This is a genomic window from Roseibium sp. JB4-4 (genome assembly GCF_055693425.1).
Map to the genome: position 1 here is coordinate 3,443,017 of NZ_CM146333.1, position 17,510 is coordinate 3,460,526.

Annotated in this window: 16 protein-coding genes and 1 tRNA gene; 7 read left to right on the forward strand and 10 right to left on the reverse strand. The window is 55.4% G+C overall.

From position 1 onward, the window contains the following. Positions 1 to 73 precede the first annotated feature (73 nt). The 4 genes from ACZ1HV_RS16140 (at position 74) to ACZ1HV_RS16155 (ending at position 5,205) form a co-directional block, all read left to right on the forward strand. Positions 74 to 787: an ABC transporter ATP-binding protein gene (locus tag ACZ1HV_RS16140; protein WP_298964448.1), complete on the forward strand. Its 714-nt coding sequence runs from the start codon at positions 74 to 76 to the stop codon at positions 785 to 787. After that, the gene (locus ACZ1HV_RS16145) at positions 784 to 3,366 is read left to right on the forward strand and encodes an ABC transporter permease (protein ID WP_472715739.1); all 2,583 of its coding nucleotides are present in this window, start codon (positions 784 to 786) and stop codon (positions 3,364 to 3,366) included. Before ACZ1HV_RS16140 ends, ACZ1HV_RS16145 begins: the two co-directional genes overlap by 4 nt. 160 nt (positions 3,367 to 3,526) lie before the next feature. Continuing rightward, positions 3,527 to 4,300, forward strand: coding sequence for a hypothetical protein (locus tag ACZ1HV_RS16150; protein WP_298984246.1), 774 nt, complete (start codon positions 3,527 to 3,529; stop codon positions 4,298 to 4,300). Positions 4,301 to 4,467: 167 nt separating this feature from the next. Next, a complete protein-coding gene (locus tag ACZ1HV_RS16155) occupies positions 4,468 to 5,205 on the forward strand; it encodes a Bax inhibitor-1/YccA family protein (protein WP_298816683.1) in 738 nt (245 codons plus the stop codon). Positions 5,206 to 5,277: 72 nt separating this feature from the next. Here ACZ1HV_RS16155 and ACZ1HV_RS16160 read toward each other — a convergent pair whose 3' ends face one another. After that, positions 5,278 to 5,667, reverse strand: coding sequence for a DUF2794 domain-containing protein (locus ACZ1HV_RS16160; protein WP_298964456.1), 390 nt, complete (start codon positions 5,665 to 5,667; stop codon positions 5,278 to 5,280). 551 nt (positions 5,668 to 6,218) lie between these two features. On the opposite strand from ACZ1HV_RS16160, the gene ACZ1HV_RS16165 reads away from it, so the two are divergent. After that, the gene (locus tag ACZ1HV_RS16165) at positions 6,219 to 6,737 is read left to right on the forward strand and encodes a GNAT family N-acetyltransferase (protein WP_298816688.1); all 519 of its coding nucleotides are present in this window, start codon (positions 6,219 to 6,221) and stop codon (positions 6,735 to 6,737) included. A gap of 13 nt (positions 6,738 to 6,750) precedes the next feature. Here the strand turns inward: ACZ1HV_RS16165 and ACZ1HV_RS16170 are convergent, their stop codons facing one another. Continuing rightward, positions 6,751 to 7,329, reverse strand: coding sequence for a hypothetical protein (locus ACZ1HV_RS16170; protein ID WP_298964459.1), 579 nt, complete (start codon positions 7,327 to 7,329; stop codon positions 6,751 to 6,753). Positions 7,330 to 7,459: 130 nt separating this feature from the next. On the opposite strand from ACZ1HV_RS16170, the gene ppa reads away from it, so the two are divergent. Continuing rightward, complete coding sequence (gene ppa / locus ACZ1HV_RS16175) at positions 7,460 to 7,999, forward strand: inorganic diphosphatase (RefSeq protein ID WP_298816692.1); 540 nt, start codon at positions 7,460 to 7,462, stop codon at positions 7,997 to 7,999. Positions 8,000 to 8,036: 37 nt separating this feature from the next. Here ppa and ACZ1HV_RS16180 read toward each other — a convergent pair whose 3' ends face one another. The 5 genes from ACZ1HV_RS16180 to ACZ1HV_RS16200 form a co-directional block, all read right to left on the reverse strand. Continuing rightward, positions 8,037 to 8,471, reverse strand: coding sequence for a metallopeptidase family protein (locus ACZ1HV_RS16180; RefSeq protein WP_472715740.1), 435 nt, complete (start codon positions 8,469 to 8,471; stop codon positions 8,037 to 8,039). Positions 8,472 to 8,521: 50 nt separating this feature from the next. After that, complete coding sequence (locus ACZ1HV_RS16185; protein ID WP_298816696.1) at positions 8,522 to 8,782, reverse strand: hypothetical protein; 261 nt, start codon at positions 8,780 to 8,782, stop codon at positions 8,522 to 8,524. Further along, entirely contained in the window at positions 8,779 to 9,303 is a 525-nt protein-coding gene (locus tag ACZ1HV_RS16190) for a disulfide bond formation protein B (RefSeq protein WP_298816698.1), read from the reverse strand. Before ACZ1HV_RS16190 ends, ACZ1HV_RS16185 begins: the two co-directional genes overlap by 4 nt. Positions 9,304 to 9,319: 16 nt before the next feature. After that, positions 9,320 to 9,898 carry a YqaA family protein gene (locus tag ACZ1HV_RS16195; protein WP_298964464.1) on the reverse strand — a complete coding sequence of 193 codons (579 nt, stop codon included), beginning with the start codon at positions 9,896 to 9,898 and terminating at the stop codon, positions 9,320 to 9,322. Positions 9,899 to 10,061: 163 nt separating this feature from the next. Further along, positions 10,062 to 10,146: transfer RNA gene (locus ACZ1HV_RS16200), tRNA-Leu, on the reverse strand. Between the two features lie 274 nt (positions 10,147 to 10,420). On the opposite strand from ACZ1HV_RS16200, the gene ACZ1HV_RS16205 reads away from it, so the two are divergent. Beyond that, entirely contained in the window at positions 10,421 to 11,986 is a 1,566-nt protein-coding gene (locus ACZ1HV_RS16205) for a CYTH and CHAD domain-containing protein (RefSeq protein ID WP_472715741.1), read from the forward strand. Positions 11,987 to 12,093: 107 nt separating this feature from the next. Here the strand turns inward: ACZ1HV_RS16205 and ACZ1HV_RS16210 are convergent, their stop codons facing one another. The 3 genes from ACZ1HV_RS16210 to ACZ1HV_RS16220 all read right to left on the reverse strand — a co-directional run bounded on the left by ACZ1HV_RS16210 (position 12,094) and on the right by ACZ1HV_RS16220 (position 17,256). Then, positions 12,094 to 13,566, reverse strand: a complete 1,473-nt coding sequence (locus ACZ1HV_RS16210; protein WP_472715742.1) for an amino acid permease — start codon at positions 13,564 to 13,566, stop codon at positions 12,094 to 12,096. Between the two features lie 5 nt (positions 13,567 to 13,571). Next, complete coding sequence (locus ACZ1HV_RS16215) at positions 13,572 to 14,960, reverse strand: glutamate decarboxylase (RefSeq protein ID WP_472715743.1); 1,389 nt, start codon at positions 14,958 to 14,960, stop codon at positions 13,572 to 13,574. A 301-nt stretch (positions 14,961 to 15,261) separates the two neighbouring features. After that, positions 15,262 to 17,256 carry a HAMP domain-containing methyl-accepting chemotaxis protein gene (locus tag ACZ1HV_RS16220; protein ID WP_472715744.1) on the reverse strand — a complete coding sequence of 665 codons (1,995 nt, stop codon included), beginning with the start codon at positions 17,254 to 17,256 and terminating at the stop codon, positions 15,262 to 15,264. Positions 17,257 to 17,510 lie beyond the last annotated feature (254 nt).

Sequence of the window (17,510 nt, forward strand, 5' to 3'; positions counted from 1 at the left end):
CGCAATGCGACCAAATGTCGAGGGCATGCAGGCGTCGGAACGACGATCCAGTGTCCATTATAGAGGCCTGACGATGACAAATGCACCCGCGATTGCCCTAAAAAACGTTCATTTGACACTCGGTGAAGGTGCCGGGCGTGTTCATATTCTAAAGGGCATCGATCTGGATATTGAAAAAGGAACATCCGTCGGACTTGTGGGTCCGTCCGGCTCCGGTAAATCCACCCTGCTCATGGTTATGGCCGGCCTTGAACGCGCTGATGACGGGTCCGTCAACGTGGCAGGCTCGGAACTCGGGCCCCTGAGCGAGGATCAGCTTGCGCGCTTTCGGGGTCGCAACGTCGGGATCATCTTTCAGTCTTTTCATCTCGTTCCCAATATGACTGCGCTGGAAAACGTCACGGTTCCACTTGAGCTGGCTGGAGACCCCGCTGCCTACGAGAAAGCGGCTGCCGAGCTTGAAGCTGTCGGTCTTGGCCACAGAATGCACCACTACCCGGCACAGATGTCTGGTGGTGAACAGCAGCGGGTGGCGGTCGCAAGAGCGCTGGTGGTTGAACCTGAAATTCTTATCGCCGACGAACCGACCGGTAACCTGGATGACAGCACAGGAACACAGATTGTCGATCTGATGTTTTCTGCGCAGCGTGATCGCAACACAACGCTTGTGCTGGTGACACATGATCCATCGCTGGCGGAGCGATGCGACCGCATGATCAGAGTTCGATCAGGCGAAATCGAAGAAGCGCAGTCGGCCAAATCCGGCATGGAAGAGGTTTCCGCGTGAGCGGCTTTGTTCCCGGTGCGACCGGGTCCGGCAACCAGACCTTTCCTCTGGCAACCCGCTTTGCGTTGCGAGAGCTGCGCGGTGGGCTCAAAGGGTTTTATATTTTTATCGCCTGTATCGCGCTGGGTGTTGCCGCAATCGCAGGCGTGACATCCGTTTCACGGGCACTCACGGAGGGGATCTCGCGTGAAGGTCAGGCGATTCTTGGTGGCGATCTGTCTTTCCGCCTGATCCACCGTGAGGCCGGTGCCGAAGAAGCCGCCTTTCTTGACAGTCTTGGTGCCGTCTCAGGCGTTGCAACGATGCGCGCTATGGCCCGGCGGCTGGATGGATCGGAACAGGCTCTGGTCGAATTGAAGGCAGTAGATGATCCCTATCCCCTTTATGGATCGCTCGACCTTCAATCGGGTCAACCGCTGAAAAACGCGATCTCACAACAAGATGGTGTCTGGGGTGCGGTGGCAGACCTCGCCCTGCTTGCGCGCCTGGACATTTCCGTTGGAGATACGATTGCACTTGGGCGCGCGACCTTGCGCATCTCCGACGTCATCGAAACTGAACCGGACAAGCTTGCCGGTGGCATGGAGTTTGGTCCGAGGCTGATGGTATCAGAAGCGGCGCTTCCCGATACCGACCTTGTCCAGCCCGGCAGTCTGATACGCTGGCACTACCGTGTCCGGATGGATCCGGCCCCCAGCCTTGAAACACTTTCGGGTGTGGTGGAAAGTGTGAAACAGAACCAGCCCGGTGCCGAATGGCGCATTCGCTCGCGTGCGAATGCCTCGCCTGGATTGCAGCGCAGCATCGGCCGGTTCGCCCAGTTTTTGACGCTTGTCGGCCTGACCGCGCTGGTTGTTGGAGGCGTCGGCGTGGCAAACGCCATCCGGGCGTATCTTGAAACCAAGCGGGAAGTCATTGCCAGCTTCAAGTGTCTGGGTGCGACCGGCGGTTTTGTTTTCCAGATTTACCTGGTTCAAATGCTTGTTCTGGCTCTGATCGGCATCGCCATCGGCCTTGTCATCGGCGCTCTGATACCATTTGCAGCCGGTGCGGCTTTGTCCGGCGTGTTGCCTGTTCAACTTGCCGCAAACATTTATCCTGCCGAACTCGGCCTTGGTTTGCTCTATGGGCTTCTGACGGCCCTTGCGTTTGCTTTGTGGCCGCTCGGCCGTGCTCATGATGTTCCTCCGACCGCCCTCTTCCGGGATATCGTAACGGGAGGCTCCAAGTTTCCGCGCAAGCGTTATCTGTTCGCAACCATGGTGACCGTCGTGGCTCTGGCTGCCATTGCAATTCTGCTTGCTCATGACAAGACCATTGCCGGAATTTACATCGTCGCGTCGGCGGGCGCGTTCCTGTTGCTTGTGGTTGTTGCGCGCCTGATCATGTTCGCCGCGAAACGCCTGCCGAGTGTCAGGTCAACGGAGCTGCGTCTGGCTATTGCCAATATTCACCGCCCCGGTGCCTTAACGCCTTCTGTTGTTTTGTCGCTGGGTCTTGGGCTGTCCCTGCTGGTGGCGCTCGCATTGATCGATGGCAACCTTCGCCGGGAATTGACTGCCACGATTGCCGATCAAGCGCCGAGCTTCTTCTTTGTCGATATCCAGAGCCATGAACGCGATACGTTCCAGAGCCTACTTGAGGATGAAGCGCCGAGCGCAAACCTTCGAAGCGTGCCCATGTTGCGCGGTAGAATTGTCAGCTTGAACGACATCCCGTCTGAGGATTTCGTGCCGGCACAAGATGGCTCTGACTGGGTTCTTCGCGGTGATCGCGGCATAACCTACGAGGCCATTCTTCCGGAAAACTCGACGTTGTCGGCGGGAGAATGGTGGCCGGAAGACTACAGTGGCATCCCCCTGGTTTCGTTCGATGCCGAGGCCGCCACAGACCTTGGACTGGTGATCGGAGACAAGGTTACGGTCAATGTGTTGGGCCGCGAGATTACGGCGGAAATCGCCAACATGAGAGATGTTGAATGGCAGTCTTTGGCGATCAACTTCGTCATGGTCTTTTCACCGAATACGTTTGCAGGTGCTCCCCATGCCCATCTCATGACACTCGGCTGGGACGAAGAAGTGCCGACGGATGCTGAGCTGGCGCTTTTGAAAACCGTATCAAACACCTTCCCGACCGTGACTGCGGTTCGCGTCAAGGACGCCATATCCCAGGTCAATGATCTGGTGGCACAGCTTGCCTGGGCCATCCGAGGAGCAAGCTCGATCACGTTGATCGCGAGCGTGCTTGTGCTGGCAGGTGCGTTGGCTGCTGGTCACCGCAGCCGTATTTACGATGCCGTTATTCTCAAAACCCTGGGCGCGACACGCACACGCTTGATCATTGCCTACGGCCTCGAATACGCGATCCTCGGATTGGTGACCGCCCTTTTTGCTCTGGTGGCCGGGGGTGTGGCAGCCTGGTACGTGATTACCCAGATCATGGGTGGATCGTTCGTGGTGATGCCGGTGACGGCTGCTGGTGCGGCACTTGTCGCGCTCGTATTGACGGTCGGATTCGGCCTGATCGGCACCTGGCGCGTGCTGGGTGAAAAGCCGGCCCCGGTTCTTAGAAATCTGTAGAACATCGACTTCCAAGAGCGACCTGATGTGGAAATTATCCATGTCAGGAAACTTTCACGAAAAACAGGCCCTTTCAGACAAACTTCGGCCCGACGCCGCTTGCATGCTGTTTTGATCTTGGCTATCCGACTAGGGCCTAGAGTAAACAGGGGCTTGTGCCATGCTTGAATTCACTAAAAAAACCGTTCTCAAATCACTTGCCAAAGGCGTGGTACTTGCTGCCGTAGCGACCTTTACGTGGGGTCAGCCCGCATTTGCCGAAAGCCCGTTTCACACTGGCGTCTGGCAGCTGAACACAAAGGATGGGCCGCGCGGACTTGTGGTCAGCGACTGGCTGGTGTTCGAAGACGGGCTGCCGAAGCGCTGGCTCTATCGCCGCGCCGGCACCAATGATCAGAACCAGTTCGATTTCTTTACCCGGACAATCAATGACAGCGGCTACACGCCCGTCGGTATTCGTGTTTACCGGACGGGTGAACATGCGATGAAATACACGCTGGCACCTAAGGGTGAAGAGCCGTTTGAAGTTACCGCTGAGCGCTTGTCCATTCCGAACTACAAGAACTCCTGTCTTTCGGTTGAGAAAAAAGGCAACCGGTTCTACAGAAGCTGGAACGGAACCGCGTCTTCAAAACTCAAGAAGTTGAAGCTTTCCAAAAGTCGGCTGACCGTTGACGGGGAAGCTCGTAATGTCACCGTTGAGGAAGTTCGTGTCGGCCGCATGGGCATTATGGAAGACGGCAAACCGTTGGCGTTTTTGACGGATGCCGGTGGCGACTACGCTGTTCTACAGTGGTTCAAACCTGGCGTTTCGGTCGAACAAATGCGGGACAAGGAACGCGAAATCCTCGATTTTGCCTCGGAAGAAGTGGTTCGCAATCCCGGTGGGGACTGCGACAGGCAGATTGCCTCGCGCCTGAAAGCGATGAAATAAGCGCAGAATTCGGACTATTTGGGTTATTGTTGCGGGTTTGAGCGGAAAAGATTACGATTTTTTCAGGAAAACCGTCTTGAGCTTGTGTTCGCATTTTCCCATATGTTGAGGGAGCTGTGCTGCACGTAAGTTCACGTGCTTCTATCTAAGAGGGGAATACCACGACCATGTCGAGCTTTGACCGTCAATCTCAGGGTGCCTACTCGGTTGCCGGCGCACGCGCCGAGGCCGGCATCGATCAGGGCCTACGCAGCTACATGCTGGGTGTCTACAACTACATGACACTCGGCCTCGCGCTGACCGGCTTCCTCGCACTCGGTACATATTTGCTGGCTGTCAGCAATCCTGCCGTTGCACAAACACTCTTTAGTGGACCGATTTACTTCGTTCTGCTGTTTGCGCCGCTCGGAATGGTCCTTTGGCTTTCCGCACGCATTCAGTCGATGAGTGCAAGCACTGCCAGAACAATGTTTCTGGTCTATGCGTCCATCATGGGCATTTCGCTTGCGCCGATCTTCATGGTCTATACCGGTGGCTCCATTGCACGGGTGTTCTTCATTACCGCCGCATCCTTCGGCGCATTGAGCATCTTCGGTTACACCACCAAGAAAGATCTGTCCGGCTGGGGTTCGTTCCTGATGATGGGTCTGATCGGCATCATCATCGCTTCGATCGTCAACATCTTCCTGGCATCGTCTGCCCTGATGTTTGCCGTTTCAGTAATCGGTGTTCTGGTGTTTGCAGGCCTGACGGCTTACGACACCCAGCAGATCAAGGAAATGTACTACGAAGGTGACAGCAGTGAAGTCGCAACGAAGAAGTCCGTCATGGGCGCACTTCGTCTCTACCTCGACTTCATCAACCTGTTCCTGATGCTGTTGTCGCTGTTCGGCAATCGCGAATAAGCTGCACAGAAGTTCAAACCGAAAAGCCCGGCTTCTCGCCGGGCTTTTTTGTGTCTGGGGCGGGAAATCGGATCAGGCGTCGACGACCCGAAGATGCTTCTTCTTTTCAAGGACCTTGAGCACCTGTGCGAGGTCGTGGCCACGCTTCAGAATCATGCCGCCCGTGGCGACCACTGAATATGCGCCTTGACGACGCGCAAGCTTCGGGTCTTTCTCAATTCGAAAAAGCGGCATCTCCGAAGATCGGCGGAATACGGAAAAGACGGCCTTGTCCTTCAGAAGATCGATTGCGTAGTCACGCCATTCACCATCCGCAACCATGCGGCCATAGAGCCGGAGGATGGTATCAAGTTCTTTTCGATGAAAGGAAACAACAGGTCTTGGAGGGGGAGCCGGTTGGCTTTGCGGTGAGAGGGTCAACCTCGCACCGCGCTTAAACGCGCTGTCATCGGCTTCGCTCATTCCGCCTCCATTTCCGTATGCGGTTTCGCTTGAAACGAGAATCATGCCTGACGCCCGCTTGTCACCCAAGCGTCATGATGCGTTGGCATAGGCCCCGATGGCAAGCCCGCAAATGAAAGAACGGCAGATGGGCCAGTTTTTAGGTCAAAATCACCGAGTAAAAACCCGCTGGAATGCGGGTCCTCAATGTAACAGCGGTTTGCCTTGAAAGAACGCCTAAATTTCCTTGATTTTGCCGCATTCCAGCCCTTGGCCAGCCATTTTGGGGCACCATATTAGCAGCATACCCTGATGGGTATGGCCAGTGGGGATCGCGGAATGCATTAGCCCCCCAGCCCCCCGGGGTTCTTGCCGGCCAGCCAGATTTAGTGAGTCAAACATCAGGGCACCTGAAGGGCCGGCGTAAAGCCGGCCCTTTTCAATTTCAGAGCCCTTTGTCGAGCGCCGTCATTCGCGCGCCATGAATCGGGCTGCCGGCGAATTTATCTTTTTGCCAATCGCATTGGATTGCCTCTTTTCCGTCCCGTTGCTTGATGTATCCTTTCAAAAGGATGACTACGGACCTGATTGATCTCCGTGCGGCTCGAGCCGCTGATTGTGAGGCGCTAGCCGGTATTCATAGCGAAGCCTGGCTTGGAGCCTATCGAGGCGTATTGCACGGTGTTGATCTTCAGAAGATGATCTCCCGCCGAGGAACCGGCTGGTGGCGCGGTGCCCTTGCAAGAGGCGTCGAAATCAAAATCCTCAGCATTGCCGACACGCCGGCAGGATATGCAACCTATGGCCCCTGCCGTCTGCATAGAACCGGAATGGACGGCGAAATCTATGAACTCTACCTGAAGCCCGAGTATCAGGGTCTCGGGTTCGGCCGCACCCTTTTTGAAAGCGTTCAGGAAACACTGGCAACCAGGAATCTGTCCGGTATTGCGATCCAGGTGCTCAGCGAAAACAAACCAGCCCGAGCCTTCTACAAGGCCGTTGGCGGGCGGCTTGCGGCAAAGTCCTGGTACCGGCTGGGCGGTCGACGGCTGGAACTGTCGATCTATGTATGGCCCGCCAAGGGCGGTTGAGCCCACCTATTCATCATTGATAATTCCCCGCGTTTCCAATTGTTTCGGGCGGTCTGGAACAGTCGAATTGCCCAGCCATGGTGTCTGCTGCCTGCCTTGCAAGAAAGTTGGCATTCTTGTTCGCTTGCGCGTCAACCCGCGCAATCTGACAGGTCTCGCCGCCCGGTTTCAGCTGGGTGACAATCAGGACGCTGCCTGTCTTGCTGCCATCACCGTAACTTGGAAACCAGCGCAGGATGGTCGCAAATGGACGACCGTCTCTGAGCCGCCATTCCAGTGTGTCATTGACTGTATTGAAGTTCGGCAGGGTTTGACCGGCTGCAGGTTCGTCCGCTGCAAATGGTCCGAAGGAGACAAACATGCGAAGATCGCCCTCGGCGACGTATACCGGTTGATCCTCAAATCCGGGGCATTCCCACGAGCCGCCAAATGTGCCCTCTTCCGCAGCGGTTTCCAACTGCACGCAATTCTGAAGCTGGATTTTGGTATAAGTACTGTCGATGGTTTCTGCGGTGCCGTTTCCTGTTGTCAGCGCCACGACTGCCGCGAAAACGGCCAATATCCGCGATACCTTTCGGAAAAATGGTGACATGGAATCCCCTTGACTGGCTTTTCTGCCATTAGAGGCATGCTCATCAATTAGGTGCAATGCAATAATTAAGGACTTGCACTTATCCGGCTGGGTTGCGATAGACGCAGCACAGATCAACAGGAGTGTTTCAATGCGTATGGACGCTGTGCCGATCGGCAAGAACCCGCCCGAAGACATCAATGTCATCGTCGAGGTTTCCGTCGGCGGTGAACCAATCAAGTATGAGATGGATAAGGAAGCCGGGGCAATGTATGTCGACCGCTTTCTCTATACACCCATGCGGTATCCTGGAAACTACGGTTTCGTGCCACATACGCTCTGTGGTGACGGCGATCCGATCGATGTAGTGGTTGTCAATCAGCGGCCTATCGTTCCAGGCGCGATCATGAACTGTCGCCCGATCGGTGTGTTGCTGATGGAAGACGAGTCTGGTCAGGACGAAAAGATCATCGCGGTACCGTCACACAAGCTGAGCAAGCGCTACGACGCGATTTCAGATGTCACTGATCTGCCGGAAATCACCGTTCAGCAGGTGAAGCACTTCTTCGAGCACTACAAGGATCTTGAGCCCGGCAAATGGGTAAAGGTAACCGGTATGGAAGGCGCGGAAGCGGCCAAGAAAATGATCATTGAATCGATTTCGCGGGCGCAAAAAGAAGCCGCTGAATAAGTTCTGCGCACAAAATCGCTGGAAGCCGTGACTGGGTCTATCGTTCGGTTGCGGCTTCTATTCGTTCCATGTCCTGGTCGGACAGCCCGAAATGGTGGCCGATCTCGTGTATGAGGACATGCGCGACGACGTCGCCAAGCGTTTCGTCCATCGCCGCCCAGTAATCCAGAATGGGCCGTCTGAACAGCCAAATCCGGTTGGGCATCTGGCCGGTGCCGACGGCATCGCCTCCGTGTGCCAGCCCCTGGCCTTCAAACAGGCCCAGAAGATCATGGGGATCCTCGATCCCGAGTTCATCCAGTACATCGTCAGGTGCATAATCGGCCAGGCTGATCTGCAGGTATCCGCAGCGCAGCAGCAAATCATCCGGCAGACCGGCCAGAACTTCGCTGGCCATGGCCTCGAAATCCTTGAGGCCCGGCGCTCTGCGCTCGGACCATCCGCTTCTGCTTATCGGGTTGATAGATGCCATCTTGTTTCCCTAACGGCCCGCAATGCGCGCCGTCGCTCAATTTGTCTTCGCTAACCCATGACGTAGGTAACGAAGAGATAGATCACCAGTCCCAGCGCAAATAGAACACCGAGAGACCGGCCGATCCGTGTGCCGATTATCTCGATCCGGTCTTCCGGATCCTTGTCAGCGGCGTTGAGGTGGTTTTTGGCTCTGTCCGCCATGCGCACGAATGTGGACCCGACAATGGTTTCGCTTTCGGCCTCAACCCTGTCGATTGCCCTTAGCGCTTCTTCGCGCTGCTTTTCCTTTGGGTGCTTGGATCCGCTCATGCGCCTATCGTTGTTTGATTTTCGCGCCGTTTCAACAGGAAAGCGGACAAAAGTGCAAGAGCGGCAAGGCCGGCCGAGGCGACGGCGTTCCAGCCGGCAAAGGATAGGCCGAGCATCCGCCAGCTGGCCTCCGTGCAGCTGACAACGCGTGTCGACTGAAGTGCCTGAAGCATGTTTGCGGCTGAAGCTGGAGCAGCACTCCCGCCGCCGCAGTCATTCGGGCCGTCCCAGAATTGCCACTCTGCGCCCGACTGGTAGATGCCCAACCCAGCGCCATAGGCAAAAACGGTTGCCACCGCCAGCAGGGTCAGCAATGCCAAACCGCCTCGGCCTCGAATATGGAGGATGAGGGCCAAGACAGCGAGCGGCAGGCCAACATAGTAGGGAATTCGCTGTTCCAGACAGAGCTTGCAGGGGATATAGCCGCCGATCAGCTGGAAACCCCAGGCAGTTGCAATGACTGCCAGCCCCGCGACAATAATCAGCCCAATCAGGTTTTGCGCCATCCGGTCCGCCGACATCGCACCCTCGTTCAGTTTAAATGAATTTGATCAACAGGAAGCCGCCGACCAGCAGTACCACAAATATGGTGAACATGAGACCGAGGCGTTTTTCGATGAAGTCCTTGATCGGCGGGCCGAAGACATAAAGCAGCCCGGCGACGAAAAAGAAGCGTATTCCCCTGGAGACAATGCTTGCCAGTATGAACACCGGCAAACTCAAGCCTGCGACGCCAGAGGCAATGGTGATGACCTTATAGGGAAAGGGCGTCAGCCCGGCAATGAAGACAAACCACCAACCCCATTCATTGAAGACGAGCCGAAACTCGTCGAACTTGTCCATTTTTCCGTAGAAAGACAGGATCGGCTGTGCCACCTGCTCAAACAGGAACATGCCGATCAGATAACCGAGGATACCGCCGGCGACAGAGGTCAAGGTGCACAAAAGTGCATACCACCAGGCCTTTTCCCTGCGGGCGATTACCATCGGGATCAAAAGGATGTCGGGCGGGATCGGAAAGAAGGAACTCTCGACAAAGGAAACGGAGCCCAGCGCAGCAGGTGCGCGCGGTCCGGCGGCGAGGGACAGTGTCCAATCATAAAGGCGTCTCAACATGCCGCCTCCATAGCTGGAGAGGGGTTAAAAGTCACCTACGGAAATGAGCGCAGTCCGTCACTTTTTGGGTCACCCGGCACAGGAATGCGGATCGAGTTTGTTTTTGTGGACGGGCAAATGGATTTAACGCGTGGCTGTGAAAATGGGCTGAGCGTTTGAAAAGTGGTGCCCCCCGCCGGAATCGAACCGGCACTCCCGAAGGAACGGGATTTTGAATCCCGCGCGTCTACCAGTTCCGCCAGAGGGGCAACTGACACCGGAGAGGGTGCCTATCACGCAGTCCCGGAGGATGCAAGTGGTTAGAGGAGAAAGCGGCGTGTCCGTTCTGAGCAGTCAGGTCAAACGGGTATCTGAAGCCTCGAAACTGTCCCGGGTATCAGGCCGGTGCTTCGGATAATGCATCTTGAGCCCAAGTGTTTTCCGCTATCCCAAGCGCCGACTGAAATTACTTAGCCTGCGAAGAAAAGCGCAAATTGTGCGCTTTTTCTGGACAAGCGGATTTACCTTGGATAGAAAATTTGCATGAGTAAATCAGGACGTGAAATCGAGCTTAAGCTCGAACTTGACCCAATGGCACAAGATGCCATGAAACGCGCTGGTGCCATTGAAGGTTTTACGGCCAGCCGGTCGGTTACCAAGACCCTGCAATCCATTTATTTTGATACGCCGGATCAGGCGTTGCGCAAGGCCAAGATCTCCTTGCGGGTAAGGAAATCCGGTCGCAGCTGGGTGCAAACGGCGAAACTGGGCACCGGTGTGATGGGCGGTCTGTCATCACCAATTGAATCCGAACACCCGGTGAAGAGCCGTGCCCTCGATTTTTCAGTTATCGAGGATCCATCCGTCCAGGAAAAGCTCATCAACATCATCGGCGACAAGCCTTTGAATGAATGCTTTGAAACGGTGATGAAGCGGACCACCCGCGAGCTGACCCGTGCGTCTGACGGTGCGCATATCGAGATTGCCTTCGATACCGGAAACATTCTTGCCGGTTCCGGGAGCCAGCCGCTGGTTGAGCTGGAAATGGAACTGAAAGCAGGTCCAAGCCTTGCGATCTTCGAAGCGGCGAAAGCGCTATTGAAAGATGTTCCCTTCCGATTTTCCCCTTTCAGCAAAGCCGAGCGCGGCTTCCGGTTTTCCGAAGGCGTTGCGGAGGATGAACGAAAACCGTTTTTTGCCAAAGCGATCAGTTTTTCAAAGGGATCCAGTGTCGAACTTGCGTTCCGCGATGTCCTGCGCTCCTGTCTCACACAGATTTCAGGAAACCGGCTTGCGGTCCTTGCATCGGAAGACCCGGAAGGTCCCCATCAGCTTCGTGTGGGTTTGCGCCGCTTGAGAAGCGCATTCCGGCTTTTCAAGCCTATCCTTTATCCGGCAACAGCTGCGCCACTGGATCAGATGGCGCGCACGGTTGCGGTCGAAGCAGGAGCTTTGCGCGATCTCGATGTTCTGATCGAAGAGATCGTGTCGCCGCTTGTCGACAAGGCTCCGGAAACGCTTTCTTTCGATGCCCTGCTGGACACGCTGAATGCTTTGCGAGGGCAAGACACGCGCAAGACACTGACCGATCATTTGAAATCGGAAGAAGTGAACGCCTTTTTGCTGGACCTTGCCGCCTACACAGAGGGCCGGGGTTGGCTCGATCCGGAAAACTTCGATCAAACGGCACTGCTTGCACAGCCCATCGAAAGCCACGCCAGCAAAGCGCTTGCCAAACAATGGAAGAAGGTTCTGAAATTCGGCAAGCGCCTGGAGGACCTGACGATCCCCGAGCGACACGAAATGCGTAAGTCTATGAAAAAAATGCGCTACGGCATTGAATTCTACGGCAGCCTTTATCCGCAGGAGACGGTCAAACCATTCCTGAAGCGAATGAAGAAACTCCAGGACATTTTCGGCTACCTCAATGATGTCGCCATGGCGGAAAGCTTGCCGGACAAATGCCGCGTCAGCGGAGCGGGCGAACTTGCCGCAACCCAGGCGATCGGATTTGTCATCGGTTGGCATGAGGCTCAATGCCAGTCCAAATGGCAACATGCCAAAGGCTATTGGGAAGCGACACGCGAAACGCCCAAGTTCTGGACCTAGCCGAGCCGTCAAGACTGGGAGACTTGGTCCCTGTAGCTGTTGTATTTGCCTGTGGTCAGGCCATCCTTGCCAAGGATCTTTGCTTTTTCAGTCGCGACACCGGGATCTCACGTTTCTTCCTCTTCCACCTTCACCCAGGAAGGTCGTTTCAGCGCATGTATGAGGATCGGCAGACCGGTGAAAACGACAAAGCCTATCGCCACGACGGCGACATAGCTCGTCGGACTTCCAACCGGCAGCTGGCTGGGCGGAAAGAACGAAGTCACGAAAGCAAAGGCAACGCCGACAAAGCCGATACCCGCAATTGCCATCATCCCTATCATGCCACCTGGTACCTTGTAGGATCGGGGCATTTCGGGATGGGTGATGCGCAGGCGTACCGCAGCTGCATACATCATCATGTACATCACCAGATAGAGCGTAATCGTCATTGCGGAGAGCAGAAAAAAAGCTACCGAGACGTCTTTTAGGAAGAAATAGAGCGAAGCGAGTACCGTTACGATGCAGCCCTGCACCAGCAAGATGACCACCTGAATGCCATTCTTGTTGGTCCTTGCAAGAAGGGGCGGCAGTTCGCCATCGCGCGCCGTACGCAGGAGCCCTCGGCTCGGTCCGGTAATCCACGACATCACGCCAGCAAGTGCCCCAAGCGCAATCAGAAGAGCGAGAACTGGAACCAGCCAGCTTAGGCCGAAACCTCCCAGCGCGATGCTAAAGGCCTGCATTGGCCCCTGGTCCAGCGCAATCTTGTCGGCAGGGACAATTGCGGCCAGGGCCAGTGACCCAAGCAGAAACAGTACCACGATGACAAGCACTGAAAGCAGAATGGCTTTCGGGAAATCGCGATGCGGATCCTTGAGTTCATTGGCGTGAACCGCATGAACTTCAACGCCGGCGAACAACAGCACGATACCGCCCAGAAAAGCGATGGACGATAGTCCGGTGATGTGCGGGAAAAGCCGGATGTGAGCGTGAGCGCCTTCCGCCGCGGCCGGCAGAAACGCGATGACATTGCCTTCGGCGATCCACGCTGCACCAAGAGCGATGATCAGAAGGCCGGGAACGACGGTCCCCAATACAAATCCGATGGATGTAAAGCGCGCCGCGGCGCTGGTGCCGGTCAATGCGATGGCGGTTGCGAACCAGTAGGCGCAGATGATGACCGTTCCTGTATAAATTCCATCATCGGCCAAGCCTGGTTTGCCGATGACGTAAGCCAGAGAAGCTGCCGCAAAGGCCAGTACTGTCGGGTACCAGACCACATTCTGGATCCATTGCAGCCATATGGCGACAAAGCCGGCACGCGCTCCGAAGGGCGCTTTCACCCAGTCGTATACGCCGCCCGTGGACCGGGCGAACATTCCGCCGAGCTCCGCCGCAACAAGTGCGGCGGGAACCAGAAAGATGATTGAGGCAAATCCGATGTAGAAAAGCAGTTCCGTGCCTTCGTCCGCCATTAGCGGCAGGCCGCGCAGGCTGACCACGGCGGCAACCGTCATCATGGCAAGACCAAGCACGGAGATCCTTGCTGCTCCCGAAGTTGCAGGGGCCTTCCCGGCGGGCTGTACTGGTTTGCTCATGAGTTTCACTTCCCGTGATGAAAGGTTGGTCCGGCTTCTATGTTCGACAACGGATTACGGTCCAGGAAAGCAATCGTTCGTTTCATGTCTTCCACCAGCAGCGCCATGAGGTCACGCCCCATTCCGTGTCGAACGAGCACACGCTGCACGACCAGCTCATGCCTGTCTCTGGGAAGCGGGTAGGAGGCGATCTGCCACCCTCTCATTCGCATGCGTTCGGAAACATCGTAGAGCGTATAACCGCGCTCGGTGCTGTTCTTCAAAGAGTAACAGGCCGCCGGCAAACCGCCGTCTCCGTTGTAGAGAATGTCGAAGTGACCGGTTTTTTCCAGTTCGTCTGCCAGGTACTGGGCAGCCGCCGCGCATGAGCCCTGAACATCGGTGTAGCCTTTTTTGCCGAGCCGGAGGAACTGATAGTACTGCGCGATGATTTCACCGGCAGGCCGGGAAAAGTTCAGGGCGAAAGTCGGAACCTGGCCGCCCAGATAATCGACATTGAAGATCAGTTCTTCAGGCAGGTCCTGTTTTTCTCGCCAGACAATCCAGCCGACCCCTAGCGGGGCCAATCCATATTTGTGGCCGGAAGCATTGATGGATTTAACACGGGGCAGTTTGAAATCCCAGACGACGTCCTTGTGCAGGAAGGGTGCGATAAAGCCGCCGGAGGCAGCGTCGATATGCAGCGGAATATCAAGACCTCGTTCGGCTTGGATCTGATCCAGAATGGCCGAAATCTGCTCAACGGGCTCGTAAACGCAGGTGAAGGTCACTCCGAGCGTGGCGACAACGCCGATGGTATTTTCGTCAACTGCATCCGCCACCTGGTCCGGACGCATTCCTAATTCGCCATCGAGGATCGGCAGCTCACGGAGCTCGATGTCGAAGTACCGGGCGAATTTGTGCCAGCAGATCTGAACGGGTCCACAAATCAGGTTTGGTTTGTCGGCAGGCTTGCCTTCCGCTTCGCGCCGTTTGCGCCATTTCCATTTAAGGGCCAGACCGCCCAACATGGCCGCTTCCGAGGATCCTGTTGTTGAGCAACCTTGCGTCGCTCCCGCCTCGGGCGCGCTCCATAGATCGGCCAGAATGTGTACGCAGCGGTTCTCGATTTCCGCGGTCTGAGGATACTCGTCCTTGTCGATCATGTTCTTGTCGACACAGTCCGTCATCAGCTTTTGAACCTGCGGGGATGCGTAGGTGGTGCAGAAAGTTGCCGTGTTCTGGCGAGAGTTGCCGTCAAGAAGCAGCTCATCGTGAATCAGATTGTAGACCGTATCCGCGAGAGAGGAATTCTCGGGCATCCTGTATTTCGGCAAGGGCTGTTCGGATAAGTCGCGAGTGTAGATATCGAAAACTTCGTCACGCCGGCTGGAAGACGTTTGATAGAGAGGCAAGTGAGATCTCCTCTTGGTCACGGTGTCGCGAAAACCACGCACACCGCACCTTAGGCGTGTCCCGAAAGCCCTTCAAGCACAGGTTCACCGCAAATTTAAGAACGGCTCCTTCAACAAGATTGAAACGTAGAGGTGAAAAAGATCAATGGGTTATGCGGGAAAGGCAATCAATCAAGGCCCATCCGGTGCCAACACGCTGCCGGGCAGGTTCTTTGTTCCGCGAAAGTGACCGAGTTGGTCAGAATGACAAAAAAAGGCGCTGTCATGCGCCCCTTTCCTAAGTTTCTCTGTGAAATTGTCTCTATGCAGCACGCACTTCTGACAGGAACGTCTCGATTGTACAGCGCATATCTTCAGCCCTTTGTGCCAGCTGCGCAGTGGCTTCGAGGACGCTATGGGCAGCGGTATCCGTTTCACTGGCTGCGCCGGATACTTTGGCGATCTGTTCGCTGACCACCGTTGTGCCGCGTGAAGCCTGATCCACATTGGAGGCAATTTCCGACGTCGCGGCTGTCTGCTGATCGACTGCGGAAGCGATCGAGGCGGAAACGGTGTTCATTTCCTCGATGATTTCTCCGATTGCCTCGATGCCACCAACGGCGTCTCGTGTCTCTGCCTGGATTGCTGAGATTTTTTGTGAAATCTCTTCTGTTGCCTTGCCGGTCTGGCTCGCAAGTTCTTTCACTTCTGCGGCGACAACTGCGAAGCCTTTGCCAGCCTCTCCGGCGCGTGCGGCCTCAATTGTTGCATTGAGGGCCAGTAGATTTGTTTGCTCAGCAATGTTCTGAATGAGGCTGATGACCTCTCCGATGTCTTCTGCAACGGTTGCCAGTCCACCAATTTGAGAGTTGGTTCTTTTGGCCTCCGAGGAGGCCTTGTCGGAGATTTCCGATGAATGACTGACTTGCTGGCTAACTTCCTGCAAAGAGGCTGCAAGTTCCTCAGTCGCGCTGGCAACGGTCTGAACATTGGTCGTTGCTTCTTCGGCAGCTGCTGCGACGTCACTCGCCTGACCGCTCGTGTCCTGTGCGGTCTGGGTCATCTGAGTGGCCGTTGATTGCATCGAAACCGTTGCACCCTTGACCGAGTTCAGCATATCGCTGATCTGAGCGCTGAACGTTTCAAGGAGTTCCGCAATACGCGCATTCCTCTTTTCGCGTTCCTGCTGTTCAGCTTCCTGGCGGATTGTCAGTTCCTGACGCTGGACCACAGCATCGCGGAACCCGGCCACGGATCTCGCCACATTGCCGATTTCGTCCGGGCGGCGCGCTTCGGCGAATTCAACTGACGTGTCGCCATCAGCAAGCCTGCCGGCGTCACCTACGAGACGTGCGAGTGGGCGCGTAATGCCGAAAGAAATGAATATTGCGAGGGTTATTGCCAGCACGAACGCAAATGCGGATGCGCCGATGATCTGCCATTCGGCGACGAATGCTTCGTGGAGTGTTTTTTGTCCAAGGGCACTGTTGTCTTGGACGGCACTTTCCTTGACTTGTGCAGCCCATCCATTGACCTCAAATCCGGTCTTGTCGAGCACGCCTGTTCGAATTGAATTGCGCTCAACAATGATGTCATGAACGCGCTGGGCCGAAGACCTATAGTCCACGATCATGGGAATTGTAGCTGCCAAAGTTGCTTTGCGTTCCGGGTTTTCGATGCTGTTGTCCAGCAGGGCCAACTCTTGCTCTATGACGCCCATTTCCATCATGGCGCGTTCAAAGTCCGCCGTGTTGTTGGATGCAAGAAATTTTAAAACGTAAAGACGTGCCAGCAGAAAGTCCTGCGACGCTCTGGCCGCAAGGTTTGCGGTTTCGTAGTCACCATCTTCTGTTGCCGTCTCGTTTATGGAGGAAAGATTCTTTCGGGCTATTGGGCCGATCTTGTCGAGCTTGTCCTGAACAAGCACGTCGCGCTCCCGATACAGCGCTATGACCTGTTCAAGGCCGCCGGTAAAGTCGGTCAGACCGGATTTGATCTTTTGAACAAGTTCGACACGCACCGGGTTTCGAATTTCAACCTCGGCCGTTTTGATCCCGTCTTCCATCTGCCGAAGGAACTCGTTTGTGGCTTGAAGAGCCTCCTCTGACCGGGTCTGAATATACTTGTTGGTATTGACCAGAACCTTGGCCATATCGGCATTCATTTCGGATGCCAGAAGGGCGTCACCGCTCATGTCTTCCATGGCGGCAATGTCCTCACCGACCACCGACAAGCTGACATAGGCCCAGATTCCAACGGCGGCGATGAATAAAGCAATGAGCCCAAAACCCATCAGTATTCTATGCTGAACAGTCATTCTTCGAGCCTTTCCAGTCCCTACTTGCCGGAACGGATAGCGTTCAAAGATTTTACGTAAGGTAAAATACGTACTCAGGCAGCATAGGCAGCAATACCAAAAGTTGTATTTGAGACAAAATAATCGTTACAAATAAGAAGTGGAAATATTAATGTATACATCGTAGTAAGAGACTGAATCAGTTCAGAAATACACTCACTCGTGAACGTTGATAGTTTGCTTTTGCTAAGACTGAAGGCCTTGTATCCTTCAAA